28 protein-coding genes are annotated in these 24,238 nt (G+C 62.5%); 11 read left to right on the plus strand and 17 right to left on the minus strand.

Annotated features, from left to right (window positions below; genetic code table 11):
- Window positions 1–5: 5 nt before the first annotated feature.
- Genes NKJ81_RS24735 through NKJ81_RS24745 form a run of 3 tightly spaced genes read left to right on the plus strand, consistent with a single transcriptional unit; the run spans window position 6 to window position 1,885 of the window.
- Window positions 6–335, plus strand: a complete 330-nt coding sequence (locus tag NKJ81_RS24735) for an L-rhamnose mutarotase (RefSeq protein WP_352472907.1) — start codon at window positions 6–8, stop codon at window positions 333–335.
- The gene (locus tag NKJ81_RS24740) at window positions 328–1,404 is read left to right on the plus strand and encodes a Gfo/Idh/MocA family protein (RefSeq protein WP_352472906.1); all 1,077 of its coding nucleotides are present in this window, start codon (window positions 328–330) and stop codon (window positions 1,402–1,404) included. Before NKJ81_RS24735 ends, NKJ81_RS24740 begins: the two co-directional genes overlap by 8 nt.
- A 1-nt stretch (window position 1,405) precedes the next feature.
- Window positions 1,406–1,885 carry a MaoC/PaaZ C-terminal domain-containing protein gene (locus tag NKJ81_RS24745; protein ID WP_352472905.1) on the plus strand — a complete coding sequence of 160 codons (480 nt, stop codon included), beginning with the start codon at window positions 1,406–1,408 and terminating at the stop codon, window positions 1,883–1,885.
- A gap of 213 nt (window positions 1,886–2,098) precedes the next feature.
- Here NKJ81_RS24745 and NKJ81_RS24750 read toward each other — a convergent pair whose 3' ends face one another.
- The 9 genes from NKJ81_RS24750 to NKJ81_RS24790 all read right to left on the minus strand — a co-directional run bounded on the left by NKJ81_RS24750 (window position 2,099) and on the right by NKJ81_RS24790 (window position 9,924).
- Window positions 2,099–3,055 (minus strand): C-terminal binding protein, encoded by a 957-nt coding sequence (locus NKJ81_RS24750; protein ID WP_352542034.1) that lies wholly within the window; start codon window positions 3,053–3,055, stop codon window positions 2,099–2,101.
- 12 nt (window positions 3,056–3,067) lie between these two features.
- Complete coding sequence (locus NKJ81_RS24755; protein WP_352472903.1) at window positions 3,068–3,826, minus strand: HpcH/HpaI aldolase family protein; 759 nt, start codon at window positions 3,824–3,826, stop codon at window positions 3,068–3,070.
- Between the two features lie 42 nt (window positions 3,827–3,868).
- Complete coding sequence (locus NKJ81_RS24760; RefSeq protein ID WP_352472902.1) at window positions 3,869–4,579, minus strand: hypothetical protein; 711 nt, start codon at window positions 4,577–4,579, stop codon at window positions 3,869–3,871.
- Window positions 4,580–4,605: 26 nt separating this feature from the next.
- On the minus strand, window positions 4,606–5,916 hold the full coding sequence (locus NKJ81_RS24765; protein ID WP_352472901.1) for a TRAP transporter large permease: 1,311 nt from the start codon (window positions 5,914–5,916) through the stop codon (window positions 4,606–4,608).
- A 3-nt stretch (window positions 5,917–5,919) separates the two neighbouring features.
- Window positions 5,920–6,432, minus strand: a complete 513-nt coding sequence (locus NKJ81_RS24770) for a TRAP transporter small permease (protein ID WP_352472900.1) — start codon at window positions 6,430–6,432, stop codon at window positions 5,920–5,922.
- Between the two features lie 78 nt (window positions 6,433–6,510).
- Window positions 6,511–7,488, minus strand: coding sequence for a TRAP transporter substrate-binding protein DctP (gene dctP / locus NKJ81_RS24775; protein ID WP_352472899.1), 978 nt, complete (start codon window positions 7,486–7,488; stop codon window positions 6,511–6,513).
- A gap of 80 nt (window positions 7,489–7,568) precedes the next feature.
- A complete protein-coding gene (locus NKJ81_RS24780; protein ID WP_352472898.1) occupies window positions 7,569–8,114 on the minus strand; it encodes a flavin reductase family protein in 546 nt (181 codons plus the stop codon).
- Window positions 8,114–9,208, minus strand: a complete 1,095-nt coding sequence (locus NKJ81_RS24785; protein WP_352542050.1) for an LLM class flavin-dependent oxidoreductase — start codon at window positions 9,206–9,208, stop codon at window positions 8,114–8,116. The genes NKJ81_RS24780 and NKJ81_RS24785 overlap by 1 nt, the downstream gene beginning before the upstream one ends.
- Window positions 9,208–9,924 carry a GntR family transcriptional regulator gene (locus NKJ81_RS24790; RefSeq protein WP_352472897.1) on the minus strand — a complete coding sequence of 239 codons (717 nt, stop codon included), beginning with the start codon at window positions 9,922–9,924 and terminating at the stop codon, window positions 9,208–9,210. Before NKJ81_RS24790 ends, NKJ81_RS24785 begins: the two co-directional genes overlap by 1 nt.
- Before the next feature lie 215 nt (window positions 9,925–10,139).
- Here NKJ81_RS24790 and NKJ81_RS24795 point away from each other — a divergent pair, with 215 nt between their 5' ends.
- Complete coding sequence (locus tag NKJ81_RS24795) at window positions 10,140–10,631, plus strand: hypothetical protein (RefSeq protein ID WP_352472896.1); 492 nt, start codon at window positions 10,140–10,142, stop codon at window positions 10,629–10,631.
- Between the two features lie 43 nt (window positions 10,632–10,674).
- Here NKJ81_RS24795 and NKJ81_RS24800 read toward each other — a convergent pair whose 3' ends face one another.
- The 5 genes from NKJ81_RS24800 to NKJ81_RS24820 all read right to left on the minus strand — a co-directional run bounded on the left by NKJ81_RS24800 (window position 10,675) and on the right by NKJ81_RS24820 (window position 12,190).
- Window positions 10,675–10,893: a hypothetical protein gene (locus NKJ81_RS24800; RefSeq protein ID WP_352542035.1), complete on the minus strand. Its 219-nt coding sequence runs from the start codon at window positions 10,891–10,893 to the stop codon at window positions 10,675–10,677.
- Between the two features lie 3 nt (window positions 10,894–10,896).
- Window positions 10,897–11,076, minus strand: coding sequence for a hypothetical protein (locus NKJ81_RS24805; RefSeq protein ID WP_352472894.1), 180 nt, complete (start codon window positions 11,074–11,076; stop codon window positions 10,897–10,899).
- 125 nt (window positions 11,077–11,201) lie between these two features.
- A complete protein-coding gene (locus tag NKJ81_RS24810; RefSeq protein WP_352542036.1) occupies window positions 11,202–11,360 on the minus strand; it encodes a hypothetical protein in 159 nt (52 codons plus the stop codon).
- A gap of 148 nt (window positions 11,361–11,508) precedes the next feature.
- Complete coding sequence (locus NKJ81_RS24815; protein WP_352472893.1) at window positions 11,509–11,946, minus strand: GFA family protein; 438 nt, start codon at window positions 11,944–11,946, stop codon at window positions 11,509–11,511.
- A gap of 25 nt (window positions 11,947–11,971) precedes the next feature.
- On the minus strand, window positions 11,972–12,190 hold the full coding sequence (locus NKJ81_RS24820; protein ID WP_352472892.1) for a hypothetical protein: 219 nt from the start codon (window positions 12,188–12,190) through the stop codon (window positions 11,972–11,974).
- 134 nt (window positions 12,191–12,324) lie between these two features.
- Between NKJ81_RS24820 and NKJ81_RS24825 the strand changes: the two genes are divergently transcribed.
- On the plus strand, window positions 12,325–14,625 hold the full coding sequence (locus tag NKJ81_RS24825) for an FdhF/YdeP family oxidoreductase (RefSeq protein WP_352472891.1): 2,301 nt from the start codon (window positions 12,325–12,327) through the stop codon (window positions 14,623–14,625).
- Window positions 14,626–14,691: 66 nt separating this feature from the next.
- Here NKJ81_RS24825 and NKJ81_RS24830 read toward each other — a convergent pair whose 3' ends face one another.
- Together NKJ81_RS24830 and NKJ81_RS24835 are read right to left on the minus strand one after the other, a co-directional pair.
- Window positions 14,692–15,039: a response regulator gene (locus tag NKJ81_RS24830; protein WP_352472890.1), complete on the minus strand. Its 348-nt coding sequence runs from the start codon at window positions 15,037–15,039 to the stop codon at window positions 14,692–14,694.
- Window positions 15,040–15,047: 8 nt separating this feature from the next.
- Window positions 15,048–18,152, minus strand: coding sequence for a CheR family methyltransferase (locus tag NKJ81_RS24835; RefSeq protein ID WP_352472889.1), 3,105 nt, complete (start codon window positions 18,150–18,152; stop codon window positions 15,048–15,050).
- Between the two features lie 166 nt (window positions 18,153–18,318).
- On the opposite strand from NKJ81_RS24835, the gene NKJ81_RS24840 reads away from it, so the two are divergent.
- Both NKJ81_RS24840 and NKJ81_RS24845 read left to right on the plus strand, forming a co-directional pair.
- On the plus strand, window positions 18,319–18,516 hold the full coding sequence (locus NKJ81_RS24840; RefSeq protein ID WP_352472888.1) for a hypothetical protein: 198 nt from the start codon (window positions 18,319–18,321) through the stop codon (window positions 18,514–18,516).
- 1 nt (window position 18,517) lies between these two features.
- The gene (locus tag NKJ81_RS24845; protein ID WP_352472887.1) at window positions 18,518–19,114 is read left to right on the plus strand and encodes a response regulator; all 597 of its coding nucleotides are present in this window, start codon (window positions 18,518–18,520) and stop codon (window positions 19,112–19,114) included.
- 24 nt (window positions 19,115–19,138) lie between these two features.
- Here NKJ81_RS24845 and NKJ81_RS24850 read toward each other — a convergent pair whose 3' ends face one another.
- Window positions 19,139–19,408, minus strand: coding sequence for a hypothetical protein (locus NKJ81_RS24850; RefSeq protein WP_352472886.1), 270 nt, complete (start codon window positions 19,406–19,408; stop codon window positions 19,139–19,141).
- Between the two features lie 272 nt (window positions 19,409–19,680).
- Between NKJ81_RS24850 and NKJ81_RS24855 the strand changes: the two genes are divergently transcribed.
- Genes NKJ81_RS24855 through NKJ81_RS24870 form a run of 4 tightly spaced genes read left to right on the plus strand, consistent with a single transcriptional unit; the run spans window position 19,681 to window position 24,237 of the window.
- A complete protein-coding gene (locus NKJ81_RS24855; RefSeq protein WP_352472885.1) occupies window positions 19,681–20,787 on the plus strand; it encodes an NAD-dependent epimerase/dehydratase family protein in 1,107 nt (368 codons plus the stop codon).
- Window positions 20,784–21,863, plus strand: coding sequence for an NAD-dependent epimerase/dehydratase family protein (locus NKJ81_RS24860; RefSeq protein ID WP_352472884.1), 1,080 nt, complete (start codon window positions 20,784–20,786; stop codon window positions 21,861–21,863). The genes NKJ81_RS24855 and NKJ81_RS24860 overlap by 4 nt, the downstream gene beginning before the upstream one ends.
- Window positions 21,860–23,152 carry a TIGR04295 family B12-binding domain-containing radical SAM protein gene (locus NKJ81_RS24865; protein ID WP_352472883.1) on the plus strand — a complete coding sequence of 431 codons (1,293 nt, stop codon included), beginning with the start codon at window positions 21,860–21,862 and terminating at the stop codon, window positions 23,150–23,152. Before NKJ81_RS24860 ends, NKJ81_RS24865 begins: the two co-directional genes overlap by 4 nt.
- The gene (locus NKJ81_RS24870) at window positions 23,137–24,237 is read left to right on the plus strand and encodes a glycosyltransferase family 4 protein (protein WP_352472882.1); all 1,101 of its coding nucleotides are present in this window, start codon (window positions 23,137–23,139) and stop codon (window positions 24,235–24,237) included. The genes NKJ81_RS24865 and NKJ81_RS24870 overlap by 16 nt, the downstream gene beginning before the upstream one ends.
- Window position 24,238: the final 1 nt, after the last annotated feature.

The following is a 24,238-nucleotide window of genomic DNA, read 5'->3' on the forward strand; positions in this document are numbered from 1 at the left end:
CGGACATGCAGCGAATGGGAATGGTGCTCGGCCTCAAGCCGGAGAAAGTCGCCGAGTATGTGCGGCTTCACGCCGCCGTCTGGCCGGACGTCCTCAAGATGATTTCCGCCTGCAACATCAAGAATTATTCGATTTATCTGAGGGAGCCGGAGCACCTTTTGTTCAGCACCTTGGAGTACCACGGCACCGACTATGCCGCCGACATGGCGAAGATGGCTGCCGATCCCACGACGCAGGAATGGTGGGCGCTCTGCATGCCATGCCAGGAGCCGCTGCCGACCCGCAAGGAGGGCGAGTGGTGGGCGTCGATGGACGAAGTCTTCCATTATGACTGATGACATTTTCGATCCTGCCTCGCTTTCCCAGGCCTGGGCACAGCCGTCAAAGCCCCGGCCGATCGTGATTTTCGGCGCCGGCTCGATCGTCGGCGATGCGCATTTCCCGGCCTATGGGAAAGCCGGCTTCCCGGTTGCCGGGCTGTTCGACCCCGACCTGGCCAAGGCGGAAAAACTCGCCTCGAAATGGGGCGTCACCGCTTACCGGTCGGTCGAGGAAGCTGCGTCAATCAAGGACGCCGTCTTCGATCTGGCGACGCCGCCGGCTCACCACGCCGGGGTGCTCAGGGCGCTGTCCGATGGTGCGGTGGCGCTGATCCAGAAGCCGATGGGCAGCAATCTCGCCGAGGCGACCGAGATCCTCGAAATCTGCCGCTCCAAAGACCTGAAGGCGGCGGTGAATTTCCAGCTGCGCTTCGCGCCGATGATGCTGGCGCTCAAGGATGCGATCGCCAAGGGCTGGCTGGGCGAAGTGGTCGATTTCGATGCATGGCTGGCGCTGGCGACACCCTGGCATCTCTGGGAATTCCTGTTGCAGGCGCCGCGCGTCGAGATCGCCATGCATTCCATCCATTATCTCGACCTGATCCGGCAATTGCTCGGCGACCCCAAGGGGGTTCACGCCAAGACGCTCGGCCATCCCGGCCACAAGGTTGCGCAAACGCGCACCAGCGCGATTCTCGACTATGGCGACACGGTGCGCTGTGCACTGTCGATCAACCACGATCACAAATTCGGTCGAAAACACCAGGCCTGCGAATTCCGCATCTGCGGCACCGAAGGCGCCGCTTACCTCAAACTGGGCGTCAACCTCGACTATCCGCGCGGCGAGCCGGACATTCTCGAAATCTACCCCAAAGGCGGCACGGACTGGATTGCGGTTCCACTCGTCGGCGCATGGTTTCCGGACGCCTTTGCCGGCCGCATGGCCAATGTCCAGCGCTACGCGTCGGGCGAGGACGCCGAGCTTGTCAGTTCCGTCGAGGACGGCTGGAACACCATGGCGCTGGTCGAAGCCGCCTACCGATCGAGCGCGGCGCCGGCAACACCGATAGCGGCGAGGCCCTGACATGGAGCAGACAGTCTATTTCGAGGACTACCGGATCGGGTCGTCGCGCATGACCAGCGGGCGCACCATCACCGAGACCGACTTCGTCGTCCATGCCGGCCATACCGGTGATTTCTTTCCCCACCACATGGACGCCGAGTTCATGAAGACGATGCCGTTCGGGCAGCGCATCGCCCACGGCACGCTGGTGTTTTCGGTCGGCGTCGGGCTGACGGCCAGCGTCGTCAACCCGGTTGCCTTCTCCTATGGCTACGACCGGCTGCGCTTCATCAAGCCGGTGTTCATCGGCGATACGATCAGGACCCGCACCACCATCTCGGCTAGGGAAGACGACCCGAAGCGACCCGATTCAGGCCGGGTCGTCGAGCGCTGCGAGGTGATCAACCAGCATGGCGACGTGGTGCTGGTCGCCGATCACATCTACATCGTCGAGCGTCGCGACAAGCCGAGCAGAGCCTCGACAGATGACGCTGAAACCTAAAGACAAAAAAACCGCCTTGCGGCGGGTCCTCGGTGAATCATCACCATACGCAAATTAGTAGCATAGCTGCCGGCACAAAGCAAGAACAAAATGTGGCAAACCGGATAAATCGCGACAGGTTGCGCTGCCCCTTATCGCCCTGCGAACCCCGACTTGCAGGACTTGGGTTCCGCGGAGCAGGCGGATAGAGGTGGTGCCGACATCGGGAATTGGTCATATCCGGTTGACCGGATATACAGGCTTGCCGCCGCGCAGGACCGATGCGACATCGGCAAACACCTTGTTGCGAACCTCCGCGTAAGACTGGGTCGAGTAGTGCGCCGCGTGTGGACTGACCAGGACGGTGTCCAGCGCCAGCAGCGGATTATCGGGCGAAGGCGGCTCCCGCTCGAACGTGTCGATGCCGGCGCCTGCCAGATGGCCGCGCCGGATCGCGTCCGCCAATGCGACCTCGTCGACCAGGCCGCCGCGGGCCACGTTGATGAGTATCGCCCCTTCCTTCATCCGCGACAGGGCTTGCGCCGACATGATGTTTCTGGTCTCCGGTGTCGCTGGAACGTGCAGCGAGACGATGTCGGCCCTGGCCAGCAACTCGTCGAAGCCGACCGGTTCGGCATCACCGGCCGCGATTCGCTCGGCCGGCATATGCGGATCGTAGGCGATGATGTGGTAGCCGAAGACCCGCGCCCGCTCGGCAGTCAGCCGCCCGATCTGGCCGAAGCCGATCAGGCCGAGGATCTGCCTGTCGGGCCGTGTGATGCCGGCGCCGTCGGTCATTGCAGCCCAGCGGCCGGCGCGCACCGCGCTGTCGAACTGCTTCAGCCTGCGCGTCAAGGCCAGGATCAGGGCCATGGCGTGGGTGCTGACTTCAACCAGATTGGCGTCCGGCACGTAGGTTACCTGAACACCGGCACGGCTGGCGGCCTCGACGTCGATCGAATCGAGCCCTACGCCGAACCGTCCGATGACCTTGAGCCCCTTCAGTTCCGCCAAAACGCGAGCCGTGATCGGCTCTCGCAATACCATCAATGCGTCGGCGTCGCGGCAGTGTTCGATCAGGGCATCTTCCGTGAGCAGCGTCTTTTCGACAAACTCGGCGTTCAAGCCGTCGAGGTAGCGCAGCTGCTCCTCCTCGACTGACAGCACACCGTCGGTCTTGATGATCTTCATGGCAAACTCTTGCTATGAGGCGCTGCGCGCCGAGGCGACGCCCGCGGCAAGGCCGGCCCCGAGAAACATCGTGTCGCTGGCCAGCATGTAGAAGCTGATGCCGTGCCGCGACCATTTGCTGACATCATCCGCCGAAGGGCGAAAGATGCCCACGGCCTTGCGGGCCGTGCGCGCCGCGGCCGCGATCCTCATAATCGCTGCATTGAGCTTTTCCTGGCCGGCCGGCCCCATGGCGTCGATCGAAACCGACAGGTCGCCGGGACCGATGAAGATCACGTCGACGCCGTCGACCTGGACGATGTCGTCGATGTTGGCGAGCCCTTCGGCCGTCTCGACCTGGATGGCGACCGTCAGGACATCGTTGGCCGATTTGAGGTAGTCCGGAATGCTGTAGCCATAACCGGCGGCGCGGCCCGGGCCGACACCGCGGGCGCCGACCGGCGGGTAACGGCAGGCCATGACCGCCATGCGCGCTTGCTCGGCCGTGGAGACGCGCGGTACCAGGACACCCGACGCGCCGGCGTCGAGCGCGGCGGCCATCCACTCCGGCGTGTGGCCGGGAACGCGCACCATCGCGGGAACCTTGTGGACATCGGCGGCGCGGATCAGATCCTCGAGCCGTTCGCGGCCGATCTGCGAATGCTCCCAGTCGATGCACAGGAAATCGACCCCGCTGGCGGCGGCCACTTCGACCGCCACAGGGTGCGGGATGGCGCAGAAGGTGCCGATGAGGCGATCGAGAGAGATACATTTCTTGCGAAAGTCGTACATGAAATCTCCAGAAATTTTCGGCGTCGGCAAAAACCTGTTTGCCTATGTGGCCCTTGACGAAGGATGCACGGCTTCCGTCGACATCGGAAAATGCCGGCTGCCGCCTGAAAACGGCGGGAAGGTCTTGTAGTCGGCGCGCATCTCCAGCCGCGCCGGCGATTGCAGCGCGTGCGTCAATGCAGCGGGACTGTCGAACATGACGCGATTGCGCTGCATATGGTCGATCCGCGGCCAGGGCAGCGAACCGCACCAATCCAGTCGCGACAGAACCTCGATGTGGCGAATGCCGGGGAAGCCCCGCATCAATTGCGGATGATGCGTCACATAGTGGTAGAGCCAGGCATTCATGTCTTCGGCCGGCCCGGGATAGTGGACAAGATAGCTGCAGGGGAGCCCGGACGTCTTGACGCCAGCGTCGTCGACGGGAAACGGACGCACGCACATTGCCTGTTGCGTCGGCCTCGAACCGGCGATGCTCGACAGCATACCAGGTGCGGCAAGCGCCTGCAGATGGCCGGACGGCGCCAGCGCCGCCTCCATGTCCGCCAGTTCGTCGAAATAGAGCTGGAAGCCGAAGACCGGCGGCGGACCATCGTTGTTGAACATGTCCGCCACTTCGGGCAGATAGATGTTTGCAAGCGCAAGGCCCGGCGTCGATGCAATCACACGCCGCACGGCGTCAACATCTTCGCCGGCGATGGCCAAATTTGCCTCGCGGTCATCATGGAAGAAAGCAAGATAGGCAAAGCGCATGTGGACACCTGCTGGATCGAGTTCGACTAGATCAAATTCGGAAGAAAGAGAGCGATCTGCGGAAAGAGGACAATCAGCAGGATCAGCAGAAGCGTCAGCGCGATGTAAGGCGCCGCAGCCATGGCAACCGTCTTGAGCGATGTGCCTTTCGGCGCAACGCCGATCATGATGAACAGCAGCAGGCCAAACGGCGGCGTGGTGAAGCCGACCTCGTAGGCGAGCAGCAGGATCAGCCCGAACCATACCGGCTCGTAGCCGAATTGCTGGGCGATCGGCAGGAAGATCGGCAGCGTGATCAGCATCATCGAGACCTGATCCATGAACATGCCGAGCAGCAGGATGACGAGCACCATCATGAGCAGCATGGGATACGGTCCAAGATCGTAGCCGACGATGAACTGGATAAAGCCGTTGGAGGCGCCGGAGAAGGCGAATATCTGCGAGAACGTCGTCGAAGCCGAGATGATCAGGAAGGTCATGCCGGTGACCTTCATCGCATCGTCCAGCGACTTCCAGACAACCGACCAGCTGAACCGCCGGTAGACAAACAACAAGGCGAAGACAGCGGCACAGCCGAGGCCTGCCGACTCGGTCGGGGTCGCTATTCCAAGGATGATCGTGCCGACCACCATGAACACGATGACGCTCATCGGAATGATGTTGACGGCGACCGCCCTCACCTTCTCGGCCGCGGGGACGGCGGGCACCGGATAGTGCGGAGCGGCGTCCGGATCGATCTTTGTCTGCGCGAAGATCAGCGCCGCGTACATGAGAACGAGCAGCAGTCCCGGCAGAGCCCCCGCTATGAGCAGCGCGCCGACGTCGATCTGGGCCAGCGAGCCGAGCAAGACGGCCAGCGAGGATGGCGGGATGATGACGGCAAGGCTTCCGGCGCCAAGCACCGGGCCGTAGGCCATGTGCGGCTTGTAGCCCCGCTTCAGCATCTCGGGCACCATCAGCGAGCCCATCATGCCGGTATTGGCGAGGCTCGAGCCCGACAGCGCGGAAAAGATCGTGCCGGCGGCCAGCACGACATAGGCGAGGCGTCCGCGCAGATTGCCGATGCACAGGTCGAGCGCGTAGACGACCTTCTCGCCGAGGCCGGAGCGGAAGAACAGGCTGCCCATGACGAGAAACATCGGCAGCGGGGCAAGCGCGTAGGTCGAGACAGCGTCGGAGAAGTTGGCGACCATCTGCGTCACGCCGATCGAGCCGCCGAAGAACAGATACAGCCCGATCACATTGGTGACGAAGAACGCGAAGGCGACCGGCAGCCCAAGGCCCATCAACACCAGGATGGTGCCAACGAGCACGGCGAATGGAAACAGCCAGGCCACCGGTCAGAGCCCTTCCATTTCCAGCGGATCGAGCGTGTACAGCGTGTCACGGCCGAGCAGATATCTGAGCCATTCCAGCGCCGAGAGATAGAAGGCGAGCATGATGGGCAGAAAGACCAGCCATTTCGGCATATCGAAGCTGCGCGTTTCGTATTCGCCGCCCGCAACGGCACTTGTCAGCGAAGACAGAGCGACGCTGCCGAGGTAGAGGCTGACGCCGATGCAGGCGAGATAGACCAGCTTTTCAAGCACCACCCGTGCCCGCACCGGCAGCGCCTGGCGCAGGAACTCGACGAAGACATGGCCCTTGCTGTGGACCAGCCAGGGCATCGGCAGGAATGCCGCGTAGAGCAGGCCGTATTCCGTCGCCGACACCGCCCAGGCAAGCGGCCTCAGGCCCAGATTGCGGACGCACACATCAGCAACCACCGCGACGATGATGAGGCCAAGCACCACTTTTGCCGCCGCCGCCAACGCAAGGCTCAGCTTCCCAATCGCTGCAAACAATCTGTCCATGCCCGACGACCCCCATGTCCACCTTCGTCCTCTTGGCCCAGCTTTGATGGAGGGCACGCAAGGCACCCTCGGCTCGGGCTACTGGAAGAATTTCTTCAACTGATCGATGTTGGTGGGATCGCGTTTGGCCATTCTCGCCCAGCTCGCCTGCGTGGCAGCCGCCAGGAATTTGTCGCGGCCGGCGCCGGTCAAGCTGATCACCTTCTGCCCGCCGTCGATCATCGCCTGTGCCTGTTTTTCGGACTGGGCAAGGTTGGCGTCATAGCTCGCGCGCTCGTATTCGACGGCCGTGTCGGCAAGCAGCTTCTGCGCTTCGGGCGACAGCGTGTCCCATTTGGCCTTGTTGATCGAGATCAGCACGTCGGTTTTGAAGAACTGCGGGTCGACACGGTATTTGGTGAATTTGTCCCAGCCGAACGACGCATAGCCAAACACGGTATACGCGTTGGCATTGACGACGCCGCGCTCGAGCGAGGTATAGACATCCCCCGGCGCTTGCACGATCACCGTTGCGCCCAAGGATTCAAGGAAATCGCGGTAGAGCGGCGACGAGCGGATCTTCAGACTGCCCCAGTCGATGCTGCCTTCGCTGTTGAGCTTGGGTTCGTCGACGGTGAAGACGTTGAAGCCCGAGCCCGCGTCGACATGCGCCAGCAGATGGGCATTGGCCTTCTTCTCGAAAATCCCGCTGATGAAGTCCCAGCCGCCATTGTCGCGAACCTCCCACGGCGTCTTCGTCGATGCGGAGAAAACCTCGCCTTCGGGCACGAGTTCGAGGAACTGCCCTGCCGGTGTGTCGATCACATCGATCAGGCCGCTCCTGAGCGCCGCGCCCTGCTGGATCGGCGGAATGACCTCCGGCCCGCCACGGACGTTGATCTGGACCACGCCCTTGCCCTTTTCGTTCACCTTCTGAACGAACTTCAGGAAGCTCTGCGCGTAGCCGTTCTGCGTCGGCGTAAAATGCACGGCGTTGAGGACGACCTCTTCGGCCGCGGCGCTACCCGCCACACCCGACATGAGTGCAGCCAGAACAAGGGATTTCCAAATGCGCATTGCCATACTCCCTTTGATAGTTCGTCCATGATCGGGTTCGATCTAAAATTGCAATCGCCGCGCCGCCGCGTGAACGGCGGTTAGTTGGCATCATCTCCTACTGTCAGGAACCGCCCATGCGCGTAGAAGACCGGCGATCGATGAGCGCGGTCCAGCGCAACGCCCGACACGATGCCGATGACGATCATGTGCGATGCCCGCACGATGATTTCGGCCACCCGGCATTCGAATATTGCCCGTGCGCCGACAAGCAAGGGCGCGCCGGTTTCGCCACGCACCCATGATCCGGACGAGAACCGCGCGGCGCCCTTGGCTTTGGTCATGCCGCCAAAGGCACGTACAACGTTCTCCTGGTCGCCGGCGGGAAGATTGACCGAAAACGGCAAACCTTCGTGAATGACCGAGGCAAAGGTGCTGCCGCGGTTGACACAAGCCAGCAGCGACGGCGGCTCGGCGCTGAACGAGCAGAGAGCCGTCGCCGTGATGCCGCAAAAACCGATCTCGTCATGTTCCGACGCGAGGATGGCGACCGAGCCCGCCACGGCCCGCATAGCCTGCTTGAACGCGCGCGGATTGATGGAGTCGTGCCCATCCACCCACGGCGTCGGAATGGCGGCCGCCGGCATCAATTTACTCGAAGCCCGGCCTGGCGCATCAGCGGCAGCACGCGGTCGCAGAAGAAGGGCAATTCGTAGGTGTAGTTGACGAATGTGAGGGCGGCGCCGGAATAACCCTGTTCCATGATCTCGGTGAGGTCGTCGACGATCTTTTCCGGCGTGCCGATGAGCGGGAACGTCCCGGCACCACCGGCGAACCTTTGCCGATATTCGGTGAAAGCCTTCGCATCGTGCGAGTTCGCGAATTCCTTCTTCTTGCGCATGTGCTCGTCGACCGCACCCTCGTCCGCGCATTCCAACGCGTAGTGCCGGTAGTAATCCTCGGCTTCCTGCTGGGTCTCCCGGCAGACGACGTGACAAACTGTACAGACGCCGACTTCGCGCCGGACTTCGGCCGCGCGGTTGGTGATGTCGACCACATGCGCACGGCCGTCGGCAATTTCGGAAAACGTCGAAAACAGATAATCGCAGTGGCGCGCTGCGTAGTTGCGCCCCGGCGCGCCGAAGGCGGCGTTCATGGTCACCGGTCGCGGCGCCTGCAGGCTTGGCGGCCGGCTGACGACCCCCTTCAGATCATAGAACTCGCCGCCGAAGTCGAACGGCTCCCTCGATTGATAGGCACGCACGATGATGTTGATCCATTCCTCCGCTTGATCGTAGGTTCGATCGCCGACCGTCTGCCCGAACATCGCGAACTCGTCGGGGTTCCAGCCGCAGACAATGTTCAAGCCGGCCCGCCCATTGGAGATGTGGTCGACCGTCGCCAGCGCTTTTGCAGCCTGCAGCGGATGAACCAGCGGCACATGCACCGTCATGAACAGGCCGATGTTTTCCGTGGCGACAGCAAGGCCCGCCGCCCAGGTGAAAGTCTCGAACGACCATTCCCGCACATGCGTCAAACCGCCGAAGCCGCGCCAGCGGGCGATCGGCAGCAGAAACTCGAGGCCGGCGCGGTCGGCGATGCAGGCGGAATTGAGGTTGTCCTCCCAGCGGGCACGCCAGCGCTCGGGGACGGTAGTCATTGCCAGGCCGCCATCGGCGTTCATTGAAAATACGCCGAGCTTGAACCTGTTCGGCCCTTTCAGCGGGTGCTGCTTCCTGATCATGCTTTCCCCTGCCGCGACATGCCCTCACCTTCACCGTTGGAGTTTTGAAACGGTGGGCTAAGCTTCATGAAACGCTCCTCGGCGTTCTGAATGAAGTGGGTCATGCGGTCGTAAGCGGCGACGGCGTCGCGCTTGACGAATGCCTCATAGATTGCGCGCATGCCGGCAACGATGACGGCCTGCGTCGGCTGGTGCGACAGCGTCCTTAAGCGCACGACGAGCACATGGTCGGCGAACCTTGCAATCGTTTGGGAAAGGCGCTCGTTCTCGACGGCGCCGAGCCAACAATTCCTGAATGCCGAATTGGCCTGGAAAAAGCGGTCGGCATCGCCGGCGGCGGCCGCAGCCTCGGCCTCCCGAAGCGCGGCTGCCAGGGTCTTGAGGCCAGCGGCGTCAAGTGTCCGTGCCGCGTGCGCGGCGGCCCGTGGCTCAAGCAGGCGGCGGACCTCGAAGATGTCGGCGACATCCGTCGCGGTAAGCGTGGGCAGGGTGAAGCCGCGTGTCGTGCCGACGAGATAGCCCTCATGCACCAACTGCATCAAGGCGTCACGGACAGGCATTCTGGAAATGCCGAGCTGGGCGGCAATATCGACATCGACGAGCTTCTGGCCAGGCGCCAATTCGCCATGCTGTATCGTCAGCCGGATTTGTTGATAGACCTGGGCACGCAGATTGCCATCGCCAACCCGTTTGAGCTCTATCGTTTCCGTCATCCACGCCTTCCCATGCGAAGATTTCGTATATTGTTTGAGGCTGTGTTCTCGCAGTCGTGCCGTTTGAAATGCAGCCACGTGTCGGCAGAAATCCACCTATCAGCCATGTTCCCGGCTCAAGTGGAGCATAGGCTGGATCACCTGGCAAGATGTTTTAAGTTTATAATGTATACTGTTTGAGTTCGCTGTCCGGAGGGCAATGGATCGCGCCATCCGTGCTGCCGCGCCGCGCCACGGCGGGGACAGCTAACGATCCGCGCGGTTCGGTAAAAAACGTACAGACGTTTTTCCGTGACACATCGAAGTTGACGGATTTAACTAAAATTACTTGCGATCTGCGCGCGCCGGCACGCCCACCCCGATCCCTCGCCGGTACGCATTACTGGATCGCCCGCCGTATCGAAAGGTGCGGCGGGCTTTTCGTTTCGTTTGGCGGGGAGGCGCTTATGCGAGACTTGCCCAGGAATATCGACGCCGACGTCGTGATCGAAATCAGCAAGCTGCTCGACGACCGGGCGAAGTCCGTGCCGGTGCCGGTGCACAAGCTGGCGGCGATGATCCGGCTGGGCGTCGAGACGCGTCTGACCGATCACTCCATCGAAGAACTGATCGTGGAGATGGCCGCGACGCGGGGGCTTCCGATGCTGTTCGACTTGCCGGTGGTCGACAACGTCGTGCCGATTGCCTCGGCGCGCCGTCCCCGCTGACACTTCGCTCGAACCTCACCGATCGTCGCGTCGCCGGCCGACTTCACTTGTCCTGATGCGCGGACCGGGTGTCGCCTTTCTTTTCGGGGTCGTGGGTATGGTGGCTGTCGTGTTCGCCGCCGCCGCCGGAAACCTTGCTGTGGCTGCGACGGTCGGAGTCGGCCGGCGGCTTTTCGACGCTCAGCGGCTTCTTGGCGTTTTCGTGCGCGGCGCCGGGACCGCCCTGGCGGATGCTGGCAGGAGTCTTCTTCGACGTGGACATGACCTAGCGATCCTGGACGTTGCCTTGATGGGTGGTGTTGACCTTCGTATTGCCTTGCTGGCCCTGCTTGTCGGGATCCGGAACGGCTGATTGCGGTGCCTGGTCGGCTGCTACCGGTTTTTTGTCACCGGTGCCCTTTGGGCTCAGGTTCTTCGGCGGCACAGGGGGAGGTTTTGTGCTCATGGCGTGTCTCCTTCCGTCACCCAAACAAGCGGCTCGGGAGAAAGGTTCCCGATGGCCCGGTCCGAACGGCAATTGCCGCGAATAGCCGGGCCCGCAGGCGGTGGCTTGGCCGGCGGGATCCAGGATTATTTCTTGATGATGTTTCCGTTGTTCAGATCGAAGGCCTGGGCACCGAACGCCTGCCTGAAGAAATCCTGCTGCAGATCGCCCCATTCGCCAAGATAGGCGCCGCAATTGCTGCAATAGATCGGCGTCGAATCCTTCGGGTTGTCGGGAATTTCCATCAGGATCGTCCCGCACGCCTTGCAATCGAGCTTGTCATCCAAACGGCGGCCCATTGGCCTATAATTGCGCGTTTTCGGCCGCGCGCCAATTGTCGTATTCGTACGAAACTGCGAACGGTACGTTTTCCACCTCCAAGCGGGCAGCAGGCTAGCGGTCCGCCGGATTTCCGAAAGCGGGATCGCGCCGCCTCGAATACCTTCCCACCCGCGGCAGCTCGTCTGGAAAGTCGACCCAGGGAAGCCTCATGTCCCAATATGCGTGGGCCTGCGGCGGAAACCGTTCGGGGTGGTCGAGAAAGCCGATCGACAGATAGAGTTCGTCGGGCAGGCCCTGGTCGACATAGCCGATCGATGTTCCGCAATCCGCACAGAAGGACCGGAGCACGCCGGGGGTTTTCGAAAAGGTCTTGGGCGTGCCGGTGAGCAATGTGAATTCGGAAGGCCGATAGCCGACCCACACCGTTAGCGGGCTTCCTATCGCCTTGCGGCAGTCGTCATCGTGATCGGAGCAAATCCAGAACGGCTCGCCGCGCATCTCCGCCGTTATGGCGCCGCAAAAACAGGACCCCGTTTCAGTTCGTGGCATTACCTGCCTTCATTGCTGACCTCACTCATTGCTGGCCTGGCATTTCGGTATTTTCCTTGGGGTTCTTCTTGATGCCGGCGGCAGGCGAGGTATCGGCCGGAGCATTGCCACCCTGGTTCTGTTCAGGGGCTCTTTTGAGCGGCGAAGTTCGCCAGCCCATATCGCCGTACAAAAAGCCGATGAGAAAGCCGACGATGATGATGGCCGAAATCACCATCGCAATTAACGCGTTACGTCGCTCCATTTCGCGCGGCTCCTTTCTTCGGGCCGAACAAACGATGGCGGAAATGGTTCCGGCGAGACGGTACGGACCCGGCCCGGAACATTCAGCCTTACGGCGGGTTCTTATGCATGCTCTTCTTACAGGGAGTGGCTCGCATGAAACCCGCCGTAACCGATCGCATCGAAACCAAGAAATACGACCACCCGACAGGCGGCTGGGGATCGCTCAAATCCCTGGTCCGCAAGGCGCGCGGCGAAGGCCTGCTGTTGTCCGGGATATGGAGCACGCTGCTCAAGCAGAACAAGGCCGACGGCTATATGTGCGTGTCTTGCTCATGGGCAAAGCCAGCCCAGCCGAGGCCTTTCGAATTCTGTGAAAACGGCGCCAAGGCGACGATGTGGGACCAGACCAAGCTGCGCTGCGAACCGGCTTTCTTCGCCGAGCATTCGGTGACGGAACTGCTCGATTGGCCGGACCACGATCTTGAGAAGCAGGGCAGGCTTACCGAGCCCATGCGCTACAATGCCGCCACCGACCGTTACGAGCCGGTTTCCTGGGACGATGCATTCCGCGACATCGCTGCCGAACTGCGGCGGCTCGATCCCAAATCGGTGGTGTTCTACACGTCCGGCCGGGCCTCGCTCGAGGCCTCGTTCGTGTACCAGCTTTTTGCGCGGATCTATGGCTCTTCGAACCTGCCCGATTCGTCCAACATGTGTCACGAATCGACCTCGGTCGGCTTGCCGGAATCGATCGGTTCGCCGGTCGGGACCGTGCAGCTCGAAGACTTTGCGAAATGCGACATGATGTTCTTCTTCGGGCACAACACCGGGGTGACGGCGCCGCGCCTGCTGCATCCGCTGCAGGAGGCACGTCAACGCAACGTGCCCGTCTTCACTTTCAATCCCTTGCCCGAGCGGGGACTGAAGCGCTTCAAGAATCCGCAAAACCCCCTCGACATGCTGTCGCCCGGACCGGGTACCAAAATGTCCAGCGACTACTTCCAGGTTCGTTCGGGCGGCGATATCGCCGCGATGACGGGTATCGCCAAGGCGTTGCTGGCGCTCGACGACGACGCCCGCGAAAGCGGCAGGACGCGTGTCCTCGACACGGCTTTCATCGCCGAACACACGCATGGCTTCGCCGAATTCGAAGCCTTCCTGCGCAAAACCCAGTGGAGCGATATCGTCGCGCGATCCGGCATTGCGCAGACCGACCTGGAGCATGTCGCCGAGGTCTACAGCCATGCCAACGCGGTGATCGGCAATTACGGCATGGGCTTGACCCAGCATCGGCACGGCACCGAGAACGTCCAGATGCTGTGCAACCTTTTGATGCTGCGCGGCAATATCGGAAAACCCGGCGCCGGCATTTCGCCGCTGCGCGGCCATTCCAATGTCCAGGGGCAGCGCACCGTCGGCATATCGGAAAAACCCGAGCTCGTCCCGCTCGACAAGTTCGCCGAATTCTACGCCTTTGAACCGCCGCGCGAAAAAGGTCTCGATACGGTCGAAACCTGCGAAGGCGTCATCGACGGATCGGTCAAGGGCTTCGTCGGGCTCGGCGGCAATTTCGTGCGGGCCGTGCCGGAAACCGGCCTGGTCGAGAAAGCCTGGCGTGGGCTCGACCTGCATGTCGAGATCGCGACCAAGCTCAACCGCAGTCACCTGGCCGCCGGCCGGGCAACCTATTTGCTGCCTTGCCTGTCACGGCTGGAAAGAGACCATCAGGCAAGCGGCGACCAAAGGGTGTCGGTAGAGGATTCCACCGCCTGTATCCACGGCTCGTTCGGATCGCGACCTCCGGCTTCGCCGCATCTGCTTTCAGAGCCCAGGATCGTCGCCGAACTCGCCAAGGCCACGGTGCCGGGCAGGAGTTCGATCCCATGGGATGAGTGGGTTGGGGATTATTCCCGCATCCGCGACGAAATCGAGCGCTGCTACCCCCAACATTTCCGCGACTTCAACGAGCGTTTCCTGACGCCCGGCGGCTTCCATCGCGACATCAAGGCGAGCAAGCGGGTGTGGGAGACGCCGAACAAGAAGGCCAATTTCAAGCTGCCAAGTGGCCTTGAAACCGATCCCGACATCGATGTCGCCGGCGATGATGTGCTGACACTGATCACGGTGCGCTCCAACGACCAGTTCAACACCACCGTCTACGGCTACAACGACCGGCTGCGCGGCATCAGCGGCACACGTATGGTGCTGTTGATGAATGAAAAGGATATCCAGCGCCTCGGTTTGAGCGCGGGACAGGAGGTCGATCTCGAAGCCAACGCGCGGGACGGTGTGGAGCGCCGCGTGCACGGACTGCGCATCACGCCTTACTCGGTGCCGGAGGGAAATTGTGCCGGTTACTACCCCGAGCTCAACCCGCTGGTTCCTTTGTGGCACAGAGCCGAGAGGGCTCATGTTCCGGCGGTCAAATCGGTACCGGTGCGGATATTGCCATAGGCGTTCGTCGTTCGCGGCAGGCACGCACCACGCCGATGTGACCTGGCGCGACTTTCAATCGCGATCTCAGCCGGCTCGCGCGAGTTCATCCACGGCATTCAGGATCGCACTCTGGCTCGCCGGCTTCTGCACCATCCTGCAAGCGCGGAACCCGGCTGGAATTTCGCGTTCGCCATACCCGGAGAGGAAGGCGAACGGAACACCGCGCATCCGTAACGCTTCCGCGATCGGATAACTGGTCTCGTCGTTCAACTGGATATCCAGCAACGCGGCGTCGATCCCGCCTTCGCCAACGAGCCGGAGTGCCGCCGTTACCGACGAAACAGGTCCAACCACCTGATGGCCGGCTTTGCGCAGGTAAGCCGCCGCGTCGTCGGCGATCAGCCATTCGTCCTCGACGATCAGCACACGCATCTTTCCGGTCACGACGAGCCCTCACGGGTCAGAGGGAATGCGATTTCCGCCTCCAAACCATTTGAGTGGAAAGTTGTTTCAACCTTTCCGCCCAGCCGGTAGCCGATTTCTCCGCGCAGAAGGGTAAGGCCGAAGCCGCTGTCGGTTGGCTCCTTGATGCGGGGGCCGCCCTTCTCGCGCCAAGTGAGCCTGAAGGTTCCGTCCGCCACCGACCATTTCACGACTATCCGCCCGGCAGGTTTCGAAAGGGCGCCATATTTAGCGGCATTCGTCGCCAGTTCATGGATTGCCATGCCGAAGGAAAGCCCTTGTACCGGCTTGAGGCTCACCCGTTTGCCATGGAGTTCGAACCGTTCGGCCCCGAAGGGATCGAGTTCCTGGCGCAGCAGTTCCTCGACGGAAGCTTCGGTCCAGCTTTCTCGCGAGAGCAGACTGTATGCTCGTGACATCGCCTGCAGGCGGCCGATCAAGGCGTCGGCGAACTCGTCTTTCGACGCCGAGTTTTCACGGGTCCGGTTGGTGATGCTGGCGACGACCGCCAGCATGTTCTTGACGCGATGGTTCAGCTCCGAGATGAGCACCTGCTGACGCTCTTCCGCCTGCGCCAGCGTCGTCACGTCGATCATGGTCACGACCACGCCTTGGACGCCGCCGCTCTTGTCCCGATAAGGGTTGATGCGAACCAGGTGAAACCGGCCGTTGTCATCGCGCGCAAGGTGATGGTTCAGGGTCTCTCCCGTCTCGAACACCGCCTGGATGTGCCGCTTCAACTCGGGGTAGTCGAGTCGGCTCGAAAGATCGGTCAGCGGGCGGCCGACATCGGACGGACGCAAGTTGAAGAACGACGACGCGGCGGGAGTAAAGGTCCGCACCACAAGGTTGCGGTCGAGGAAGATGGTGGCGATTTCCGTGCTTTCGAACAAGTTTCTGAGATCGCTGTTGGCGCGATCGAGTTCCTCTATCTTGCCGGTCAGCTCCGCGTTGATGGTGTTTAGCTCTTCATTGAGCGACTGCATCTCCTCCTTCGAGGCCTCAAGCTCCTCATTGGTCGACTGCGCCTCTTCATTGACGGAGACGAGTTCCTCGTTCGAAGATTTTACTTCCTCCAGCGCGGTTTCGTATTCCTCGATGGTCGATTGCAGCCGCTCGCGTGTGTCGCGCAACTCCCGCTCGAGATCGGCCGCGTCGTCGGTGCCGCGGCTTTCGTGTGCCGGCTCGGAGCGGATCTGGGACTGTCCCACCGGATTGAACAGGACGAGGTAGAGGGGCTCGCCATTACCGCGTTCCGTGTATGGCTCGACCGTCAATGTAATGAACTGAAGCTGTTCGTCGTCTTCCTCGACCGCTATATTCTCCCGCACGACCGTGCGGCGCGTCGTGGCTGCTTCCCGCAACGCGGCGCGCAGTTCCAGTCTCAGCCCGTGGCGGGCCTGGGTCAGCAACTGCCGGCTCGGGGCGCCTTGCGGCGCTTCCAGATATTTGCCCGTCCGCGCCGAATAGTAGACGATGTCGCCATCGCCATTGACCAGAACGTGAGGCGGGGCGAACCGCTCCAGCACCTGAGCCTCGATCGCCTGGCGCAGTGAATGGCTGGTCGCATCCTTCTTCGAGCCGCCGCGTCCGACCGGAAGGGCACCCGTGCGGCCATTGCCGATCAGGACCGGCGGCCGCGGCGTGGCATGTTCCCGCGCCTGGAATATCCGCTGCTTCTTGTCGACCGTGGCGAACAGGTCACCGTGCTGACCGATGGTTTCCGAGGTCCCGAGGAACAGATAGCCGCCCGGGCGCAGCGCGTAGTGGAAGATCGGGATGACCCGGTTCTGGATCTGCGGGCCGAAATAGATCAGCAGGTTGCGACACGAAATCATGTCGATGCGCGAGAAGGGAGGGTCGCGGATAATGCTGTGCGGCGAAAAGATGCACAGTTCGCGCACCTCCTTGCCGAGCACATAGCTCTCGCCGTCACTGTGGAAAAAGCGTTGCCTGCGCTCGGGCGAAAGCCCGTGCAGCAGCGCTTCTGGATAACGTGCCGCACGCGCCACCGCGAGCGCCGGCTCATCGATGTCGGTCGCGAATATCTGGACGCGCGGCTGCGCCGAAAGTTTCTCCATGCGCTCGCGCATCAGCATGCCGATCGAGAACACCTCCTCGCCGGTGGCGCAGCCGGGCACCCACACACGCACCGCATCGGAGGCGTTCTTGCCTTCGAAAATCTGCGGTATGATCTTGTCCTCCAGCAATTTGAACGCGTCGGCGTCGCGAAAAAAGCTGGTGACGTTGATGAGGAGGTCGCGAAACAGCTTCGCCACCTCGTCCGGATCCCTTTTCAGCCGTTCTGTGTAGGTGGTGATCGACTGCAGCTGCGTTATCTGCATGCGCCGCTTTACGCGACGCAGGAACGTCTTGGCCTTGTAGCCGGAAAAGTCGTGACCGGAATGGCTGCGCAAAATGGTGTAGATTTCATCGCGGGCTCGATCCATCTCGGCCTTGTGTTCGTCGTCTGCTTCGGTCAGGCCGTTCAGCACGTCGAAACCGCGGACAAACGCCTGAAGCTTTGCACCGATCTGCTCGGCGGGCGCCGCTATGTCGATCAGGCCGCTCGAAATCGCGCTCTGCGGCATGGCTGGATTGCGCGGGCCGGAACCGTTGGAGGCCTGGGCAATGGTCAGCCCGCCATGCTCCTTGATTGCCCTGGCGCCGAGCGTGCCGTCCGAATCGCCACCCGACAAGATAATGCCGACGGCATACTCGCCCTGGTCCTCGGCCAATGCGCTGAAGAAGATATCGATCGGCTTGCGCTCGCGGCTGAACGTGTTCGGCCGGCGCAGCGAAAGCGCGCCCTTACGGATGGTGAGAACGACGTTTTGCGGCATCACATAGACCTGGTCGGGTTGGACCGCTGCCCCCTCCTCGGCCACCAAGACCGGCATTTCGGTGTAACGTCGGATGACCTCGTGCAGCAGGCTTTCCCGCTCCGGGCTGAGGTGCGTGACGACGACGAACGCCATGCCGGTGCCGCCGGTCATTCCCTTGAACAAGCCCTCCATCGCCGGAATGCCGCCGGCCGATGCACCGACGCCGACTATGGGAAATCTGCCATTCTGGGATGCCACGCCAAGCCCCTGGTAACAGCCGCGAACACAAAGCCGTCAAATCGGGCCTCAGACCCTAATCACGCCTCAGACTAAGACCGGGCCGAGCCTGAGGCCAGTAAATAGTCCAGTAACGGAACAAAGCACCGCGGCTGGGCATTAACATTTGACTTCGGAGGCGGTTCCAATGGCAAGACGACCACCTGAAATAAAGCCGGCCAAGCGAATCCTGTTGCCCTCGCCGGATCTGACCAAGTTCCCGGTATCTGAAAACATCCCGCCTCGCCTGCTCGCGCTCGCGGAACGGTTGCAAGAGGTCCTGGCCCGCCATTTTGCGGAAGTCCGCGCCGACAGCCGTAAATCCCGCAGGAAGAAGGAACAATGAGGTGCGCGACCTGCAAGGCTTGCATATCCTGATCGTCGAGGACGAATGGATGCTGGCGGGCGATCTTGCACGTTACTTCAGCAAGATGGGCGCCGTGGTGCTTGGCCCGGTGGCGACGGTCGAACAGGCATCAAAACATACGGACGAGGCGGAGGCCGCGATCCTGGACGTCAATCTCAACGGACGACGGGTATTCCCGATCGCCGACGAGTTGATGCGCCGTGGCGTGCCGTTCGTGTTTTTCAGCGGCGACGAAGACATCGTTATTCCTGAGCGCCTTCGCTATGCCAGCAGCCTCCGAAAATCCTCGAACGGCCAGGCTGTCTTCGATGCTCTCTTCCCAGCCGAGACGTCGGCATCGAAAGGAGGCCGATCGTCGGAGCCCTCGGACGACGTATTTTCGCTGCTGCCCAAGCTCAGGCTCGCGGCGCGCCTGCTGCTGGGAGATGTGGAGGCCTCCGACCGGCTGGTCGAGCGAACGCTCGAACAGGCCATCGGCGAAATCGACAAGAGACGATCCGGCTCCTCCACGGAGGACTGGCTCAACGGCATCATGCGAAACATCGTCAGGGCACGCGGGCCAAACCTGCTGCACTGACCGTGGCCGCTGTTTGCCGCGATCCTACTTCCGGCTGCGTTCGACGAATTTGTTGAAGCGGCTGGTCTTTCCGCCGCTGGTCTCATCCTGGTAGAGGAAGGCCAGTTCGTTCTCATCGAAGATCCTGAAGAACTCGTCCCATTCGACAGGCTCGAACGTCTCTTCAGGCTCGCCGAAGTCGATGCGCAGTATGCCTCCCTCGCCCTTGGTGCGCACCACCGCCGGTCGCCCGTCGCGGTCCTCGGCCCAACGGCGGATTTCGTCGTGATCGGTGGTCGTCCTGGATTCAGACATCGCAATCTCCCTTCGATTCCACCGCAGGCCGCGAGATCTCACGCGTTGCTCCGGTCTGCCCTCACACAACCAGCAGATGCATTGCTGCCCGGCATGTGCGCGCGGTTGGTTGATTATGGCTCCTAACACCAAGCGCGCTTCGATGTTCCCGTGCCCAGCCCGAGGCGGGGTCGCTTTCGGAGCGCAGCGTTCCGGGAACTTTGTTGAAGCAAGGGAACAAACCTTTCGCCCGGAAGTTTGGGGCGGCAAAGCCATTCGTATGAGGAGTTGTCGTGAAACGTATACTGGTCACGGGAGGCTGCGGTTTTATCGGCCGCCACGTCGCCCAGGAACTCGTTGAACATGGCTATGGGGTTTCAATTCTCGATGCGCTGCTGGACCAGGTGCATGGTGGCGAGGCAATCAGCCTGCCGCCAGGCGCCAAGCTGATCAAAGGCGACGTTCGCGATCGCGACGCCATCTCAGAGGCGGTCGACGATGTCGACGCGATCATTCACCTGGCGGCTGAAGTGGGCGTCGGCCAGTCCATGTACGAGATCGCCCGCTATGTCGGCGCCAACGACCTCGGCACCGCCACGTTGCTGGAAGCGCTGATCAAACGCCCGATCGAACGGATCGTCGTTGCTTCGTCGATGAGCGTCTATGGCGAGGGTCTCTATGCGACGCCGGACGGCCGGCGCATCGACAATGCAAGACGGCAGCCGGACGATATCCGCAGCGGCCAATGGAATCCCCTGTCCCCGGAAGGTGAAGTCCTGTCGCCGCTGCCGACCGACGAACAGAAACCGGTCGATCTCGCCTCAATTTACGCGCTGACGAAATACGCCCAGGAACGCGCCGTACTGATCTTCGGCGAAGCCTATGGGGTCGATGCGGTGGCGCTGCGCCTGTTCAATGTCTTCGGCGCCGGACAGGCGCTCTCGAACCCGTATACCGGCGTCCTCGCGAACTTCGCCTCGCGCATCGCCAACGGCCAGCGGCCGCTGATCTTCGAGGACGGCGAACAGCAGCGCGATTTCGTGCATGTACGCGACGTCGCCCGCGCCTTCCGGCTGGCGCTGGAACAGCCGCAGGCACGCGGCCACGTCATCAACATCGGCAGCGGGCGAGCCTACGCGGTCAGCGATGTCGCCCGGCTGCTCGCCGAAGCGATGGGCGTGCCTGGCCGCCAGCCGGAAATCCTCGGCAAGGCACGCTCCGGCGATATCCGCAATTGCTTTGCCGACATCTCCAAGGCGCGCGAACTGCTCGGCTTCCAGCCGCAGTACCGGCTGGAGCATTCGCTCGGCGATTTCGTCGCCTGGGTGCGCAACACGGTCGCCATCGATCGCAGCGCCGAGATGAAGCGGGAACTCGAAGCGCGAGGGCTGGTATCATGAGACCGGAGTCACCCGATTTTCGCGAAATGCCCATCGCCATTATCGGCGGCAGCGGCTTCATCGGCTCCAACCTCGCCGACAGCCTGTTGTCGGATGGCGAACTGGTGCTGGTCATCGACAACCTGAGCCGTCCCGGCGTCGAGCAGAACCTGGAATGGCTGACGCAAAAGCACGGCAGCCGCCTGACCATCGAAATCGCCGATATCCGCGACGCCGAGGCGCTCGCGCCGCTGGTGGCGCGTTCAAAGGCGGTTTTCCACTTTGCAGCGCAGACCGCCGTCACCACGAGCCTGGTTCGACCGGACGAGGATTTCGACGTCAACCTGCGCGGGACGTTCAACGTCCTGGAAGCCGCTCGCCGCAGCGGCAAGCGCACCCCCGTCGTTTTCGCCAGCACCAACAAGGTCTATGGCCGCCTTGCCGATCTCGCCATGCGCGAAGAGGACGGCAGATACGCGCCTCGCGACGCGGCCATCCATGCGCACGGCATCGACGAGACGCGCGGCCTCGATTTCTGCACGCCCTATGGCTGCTCCAAGGGCGCGGCGGACCAGTATGTCCTCGACTACGCCAAGTCATACGACCTGCCGACGGCGGTGCTGCGCATGAGCTGCATCTATGGACCGCGCCAGTTCGGGACGGAGGATCAGGGCTGGGTCGCCCACTTCCTGCTTAGCGCCTTCTCGGACCGGCCGATCACCATCTATGGCGACGGCAAGCAGGTGCGCGACATCCTCCACGTTGCCGACGCGGTCGCGGCCTATCGCGCCGTGCTCGACCGGATCGAGGAAATCAGCGGCCAAGCATTCAATCTCGGCGGCGGACCACAAAACGCCGTCAGCCTGCGCACGCTGCTGAACGAGATTCGCGACATAACGAAACGGGACGTTCCGATCCGTTACGACCGCGAACGCACCGGCGACCAACCGTTCTTCGTCGCCGACACACGCGCGATCGAGGCGGCGCTGGGATGGAAAGCGCACGTCCCGTGGCAAAACGGCATCCGCGACCTCGCCGACTGGCTGCAGCGTCATCGCCTCGACCCGCATCCCGAACCGGCGAGGTACGTGGCATGAGGGTCGCTCTGGTCAATCCGTCCTGGACGTACCAGGACAGCATCTATTTCGGCTGCCGCCAGCCGCATCTGCCGCTCGAACTCGGCTATTCGAAAGCGCTGCTCGACGCCGCCGGCCACGAGGTGCTGATGCTGGACGGGCAGATCCAGAAGCTCGACAACGCCGCGCTCGCCGATCGCGTCGCCGCATTCGAGCCTGACATGACCGTCGTCAGCACCGCGCCGACCTACCTGTTCTGGCGCTGCGCACCGCCCGAGTTGCGGGTGCCGGCCGATTTCCTCAATCATCTTGCCGGGTGCGGCGGTCGCACCGTCGCCGTCGGGCCGCATGGCTCGGCGACGCCGACGCCGACTTTGCGCAAGCTAGGCGTCGACATCGTCGTGCGCGGCGAATGCGAGGAAGTGGTCGCGGAACTTGCCCGGCGCGACGACTGGAGCGCGGTGCCGTCCACGGCCTATTTCGAGGATGGAGAACTGGTCTCGAACGGCGGCGTGCATGCGAGCTCGTTCATCGATCACCCGCCGCTCGAATGGCCGTCGGACTGGATTGCCGCGCATTCGCACCACCATCATCGCTTCGACGACAACCAGGTCGGCTTTGGCGCGGAGGTCGAGGCGTCGCGCGGCTGCCCGTATAATTGCAGCTTCTGCGCCAAGATCGATTTCCGCGATGCCTACCGCCGCCGGAACCACGAAGCAGTGATCGCCGAGATCGACCGGCTGATCGCACAGGGTGTCGGCTACATCTACTTCATCGACGAGATCTTCCTGCCGCAAAAGGCATTGCTGGAGGCGCTGGTCGATCGCGATGTGAAGTTCGGCGTGCAGACCCGTATTGACCTCTGGAAGCCGGAATTGCTGAAGCTGCTCGGTGCCGCCGGCTGCGTCTCGATCGAGGCGGGCCTCGAAAGCCTGACTGTGGAAGGCCGCGCCATGCTGGCAAAACGCTGCCGTTTGGGCACCGAGGAGCTGGCCGCGCTGCTGGTCGACGCAAGGCGCCACGTGCCGTTCGTGCAGGCCAATCTGATCGGCGTGGTCGAGGACGATCCCGCGCTCGTCGATTATTGGCGGAAGCACCTGATCGACAACGGCGTTTGGGCCAACGAACCGGTGCCGCTCTATCCTTATCCGAGTTCGCCGAGCTACCGCGAACTTTGGGGCGAGCCGGACGATCTCGCCTGGGAGCGCGCGCATGAACATTACCTCGCATCCTTCCGAACGTTCAGCGACATCCAGGAGAAGCGTCCGCGTCCGCTGGCTGAATTGGAGGCCACATGTTGCGGACGCTGAGCCCGCCGCGTCGCATACTGATGACGGTCGATGCCGTCGGTGGCGTCTGGCGCTATGCGCTCGATCTGGCCAGGCAATTGGTCGCCGGCGGCGACAGCGTCGTGCTTGCCGGGCTTGGTCCGGAACCGTCCAGGCAGCAGGCGGAGGAGGCCCAGTCATTCGCGGCGCTGACCTGGCTCAACACGCCGCCCGACTGGATGACCCGCAACGAGCACGACCTCGATACATTGCAGCGGGAGCTGCACCCGCTCATACGTGACTACGCCGTCGAAATCGTCCATCTCAACGCGCCGACGCAGGCCGCGGGGCTCGATGTGCCCTGCCCGATCGTGACGGTGTCGCATTCCTGCGTGGTGACATGGTTCCACGCCGTCAAGGGACAGGCGGCGGACGGCGAATGGGCCTGGCAGAAGGACCGCAACCGGCGCGGTTTCGACAAAACAGGCATTGTCGTTGCACCCAGCCGCAGCCATGCCGACATGCTCGAAACCTGCTACGGGCCGATCGCCCGCCTGAGCGTCGTCGGCAACGGGGCGCGGCCCGGCGCGAAGAGCGAAAGACGGGAATCGGTGGTTTTCGCCGCCGCGCGCTGGTGGGACGAAGGAAAGAATGCGGCGGTGCTGGACCAGGCCGCCTCCCTGACGCAATGGCCGGTCTTCGTCGCCGGCTCCTTGCAAGGCCCGGACGGCCAGCATGTTGGCTTCAGTCACGCCGTTCCCGTCGGACCGGTGCCACATGAGGAAGTGCGCTCGCTGATGGCGCGGGCAGGCATTTTCGTATCGCCGTCGCTCTACGAACCGTTCGGCCTGGCCACGCTGGAAGCCGCGATGTCGAAGACGCCTTTGGTGCTCGCGGATATCTCGACCTATCGCGAATTGTGGGACGGGGCGGCCATGTTCTTCGACGCGCGCGATCCGGGCGATCTCGCCAGATGCGTCAACAGCCTTTGCAGCGACGCGCAGCGCCGGCGAGAGCTCGGTGAAGCAGCCGCTCGCCGAAGCCGCAGATTTTCATTGGCAAGACAGGCGACCGCCATGCGCGGCGTCTACGACAAGGCGGCCCTGGCCACCATGGCGGATAATTGAT

Source organism: Mesorhizobium sp. M0018 (genome assembly GCF_040323955.1).
Lineage (GTDB): Bacteria > Pseudomonadota > Alphaproteobacteria > Rhizobiales > Rhizobiaceae > Mesorhizobium.

What these genes read in the sequence shown, in the direction of transcription:
- NKJ81_RS24745 (WP_352472905.1), top strand. Translation starts at nt 1,406, where the DNA reads ATGGAGCAGACAGTCTATTTCGAGGACTACCGGATCGGGTCGTCGCGC.
- NKJ81_RS24755 (WP_352472903.1), bottom strand. Translation starts at nt 3,826, where the DNA reads ATGTACGACTTTCGCAAGAAATGTATCTCTCTCGATCGCCTCATCGGC.
- NKJ81_RS24820 (WP_352472892.1), bottom strand. Translation starts at nt 12,190, where the DNA reads ATGGAGCGACGTAACGCGTTAATTGCGATGGTGATTTCGGCCATCATC.
- dctP (WP_352472899.1), bottom strand. Translation starts at nt 7,488, where the DNA reads ATGCGCATTTGGAAATCCCTTGTTCTGGCTGCACTCATGTCGGGTGTG.
- NKJ81_RS24850 (WP_352472886.1), bottom strand. Translation starts at nt 19,408, where the DNA reads ATGTCTGAATCCAGGACGACCACCGATCACGACGAAATCCGCCGTTGG.
- NKJ81_RS24840 (WP_352472888.1), top strand. Translation starts at nt 18,319, where the DNA reads ATGGCAAGACGACCACCTGAAATAAAGCCGGCCAAGCGAATCCTGTTG.
- NKJ81_RS24790 (WP_352472897.1), bottom strand. Translation starts at nt 9,924, where the DNA reads ATGACGGAAACGATAGAGCTCAAACGGGTTGGCGATGGCAATCTGCGT.
- NKJ81_RS24805 (WP_352472894.1), bottom strand. Translation starts at nt 11,076, where the DNA reads ATGAGCACAAAACCTCCCCCTGTGCCGCCGAAGAACCTGAGCCCAAAG.
- NKJ81_RS24760 (WP_352472902.1), bottom strand. Translation starts at nt 4,579, where the DNA reads ATGCGCTTTGCCTATCTTGCTTTCTTCCATGATGACCGCGAGGCAAAT.
- NKJ81_RS24750 (WP_352542034.1), bottom strand. Translation starts at nt 3,055, where the DNA reads ATGAAGATCATCAAGACCGACGGTGTGCTGTCAGTCGAGGAGGAGCAG.
- NKJ81_RS24735 (WP_352472907.1), top strand. Translation starts at nt 6, where the DNA reads ATGCAGCGAATGGGAATGGTGCTCGGCCTCAAGCCGGAGAAAGTCGCC.
- NKJ81_RS24830 (WP_352472890.1), bottom strand. Translation starts at nt 15,039, where the DNA reads ATGCGTGTGCTGATCGTCGAGGACGAATGGCTGATCGCCGACGACGCG.
- NKJ81_RS24865 (WP_352472883.1), top strand. Translation starts at nt 21,860, where the DNA reads ATGAGGGTCGCTCTGGTCAATCCGTCCTGGACGTACCAGGACAGCATC.
- NKJ81_RS24800 (WP_352542035.1), bottom strand. Translation starts at nt 10,893, where the DNA reads ATGTCCACGTCGAAGAAGACTCCTGCCAGCATCCGCCAGGGCGGTCCC.
- NKJ81_RS24780 (WP_352472898.1), bottom strand. Translation starts at nt 8,114, where the DNA reads ATGCCGGCGGCCGCCATTCCGACGCCGTGGGTGGATGGGCACGACTCC.
- NKJ81_RS24870 (WP_352472882.1), top strand. Translation starts at nt 23,137, where the DNA reads ATGTTGCGGACGCTGAGCCCGCCGCGTCGCATACTGATGACGGTCGAT.
- NKJ81_RS24770 (WP_352472900.1), bottom strand. Translation starts at nt 6,432, where the DNA reads ATGGACAGATTGTTTGCAGCGATTGGGAAGCTGAGCCTTGCGTTGGCG.
- NKJ81_RS24815 (WP_352472893.1), bottom strand. Translation starts at nt 11,946, where the DNA reads ATGCCACGAACTGAAACGGGGTCCTGTTTTTGCGGCGCCATAACGGCG.
- NKJ81_RS24740 (WP_352472906.1), top strand. Translation starts at nt 328, where the DNA reads ATGACTGATGACATTTTCGATCCTGCCTCGCTTTCCCAGGCCTGGGCA.
- NKJ81_RS24825 (WP_352472891.1), top strand. Translation starts at nt 12,325, where the DNA reads ATGAAACCCGCCGTAACCGATCGCATCGAAACCAAGAAATACGACCAC.
- NKJ81_RS24810 (WP_352542036.1), bottom strand. Translation starts at nt 11,360, where the DNA reads ATGGAAATTCCCGACAACCCGAAGGATTCGACGCCGATCTATTGCAGC.
- NKJ81_RS24860 (WP_352472884.1), top strand. Translation starts at nt 20,784, where the DNA reads ATGAGACCGGAGTCACCCGATTTTCGCGAAATGCCCATCGCCATTATC.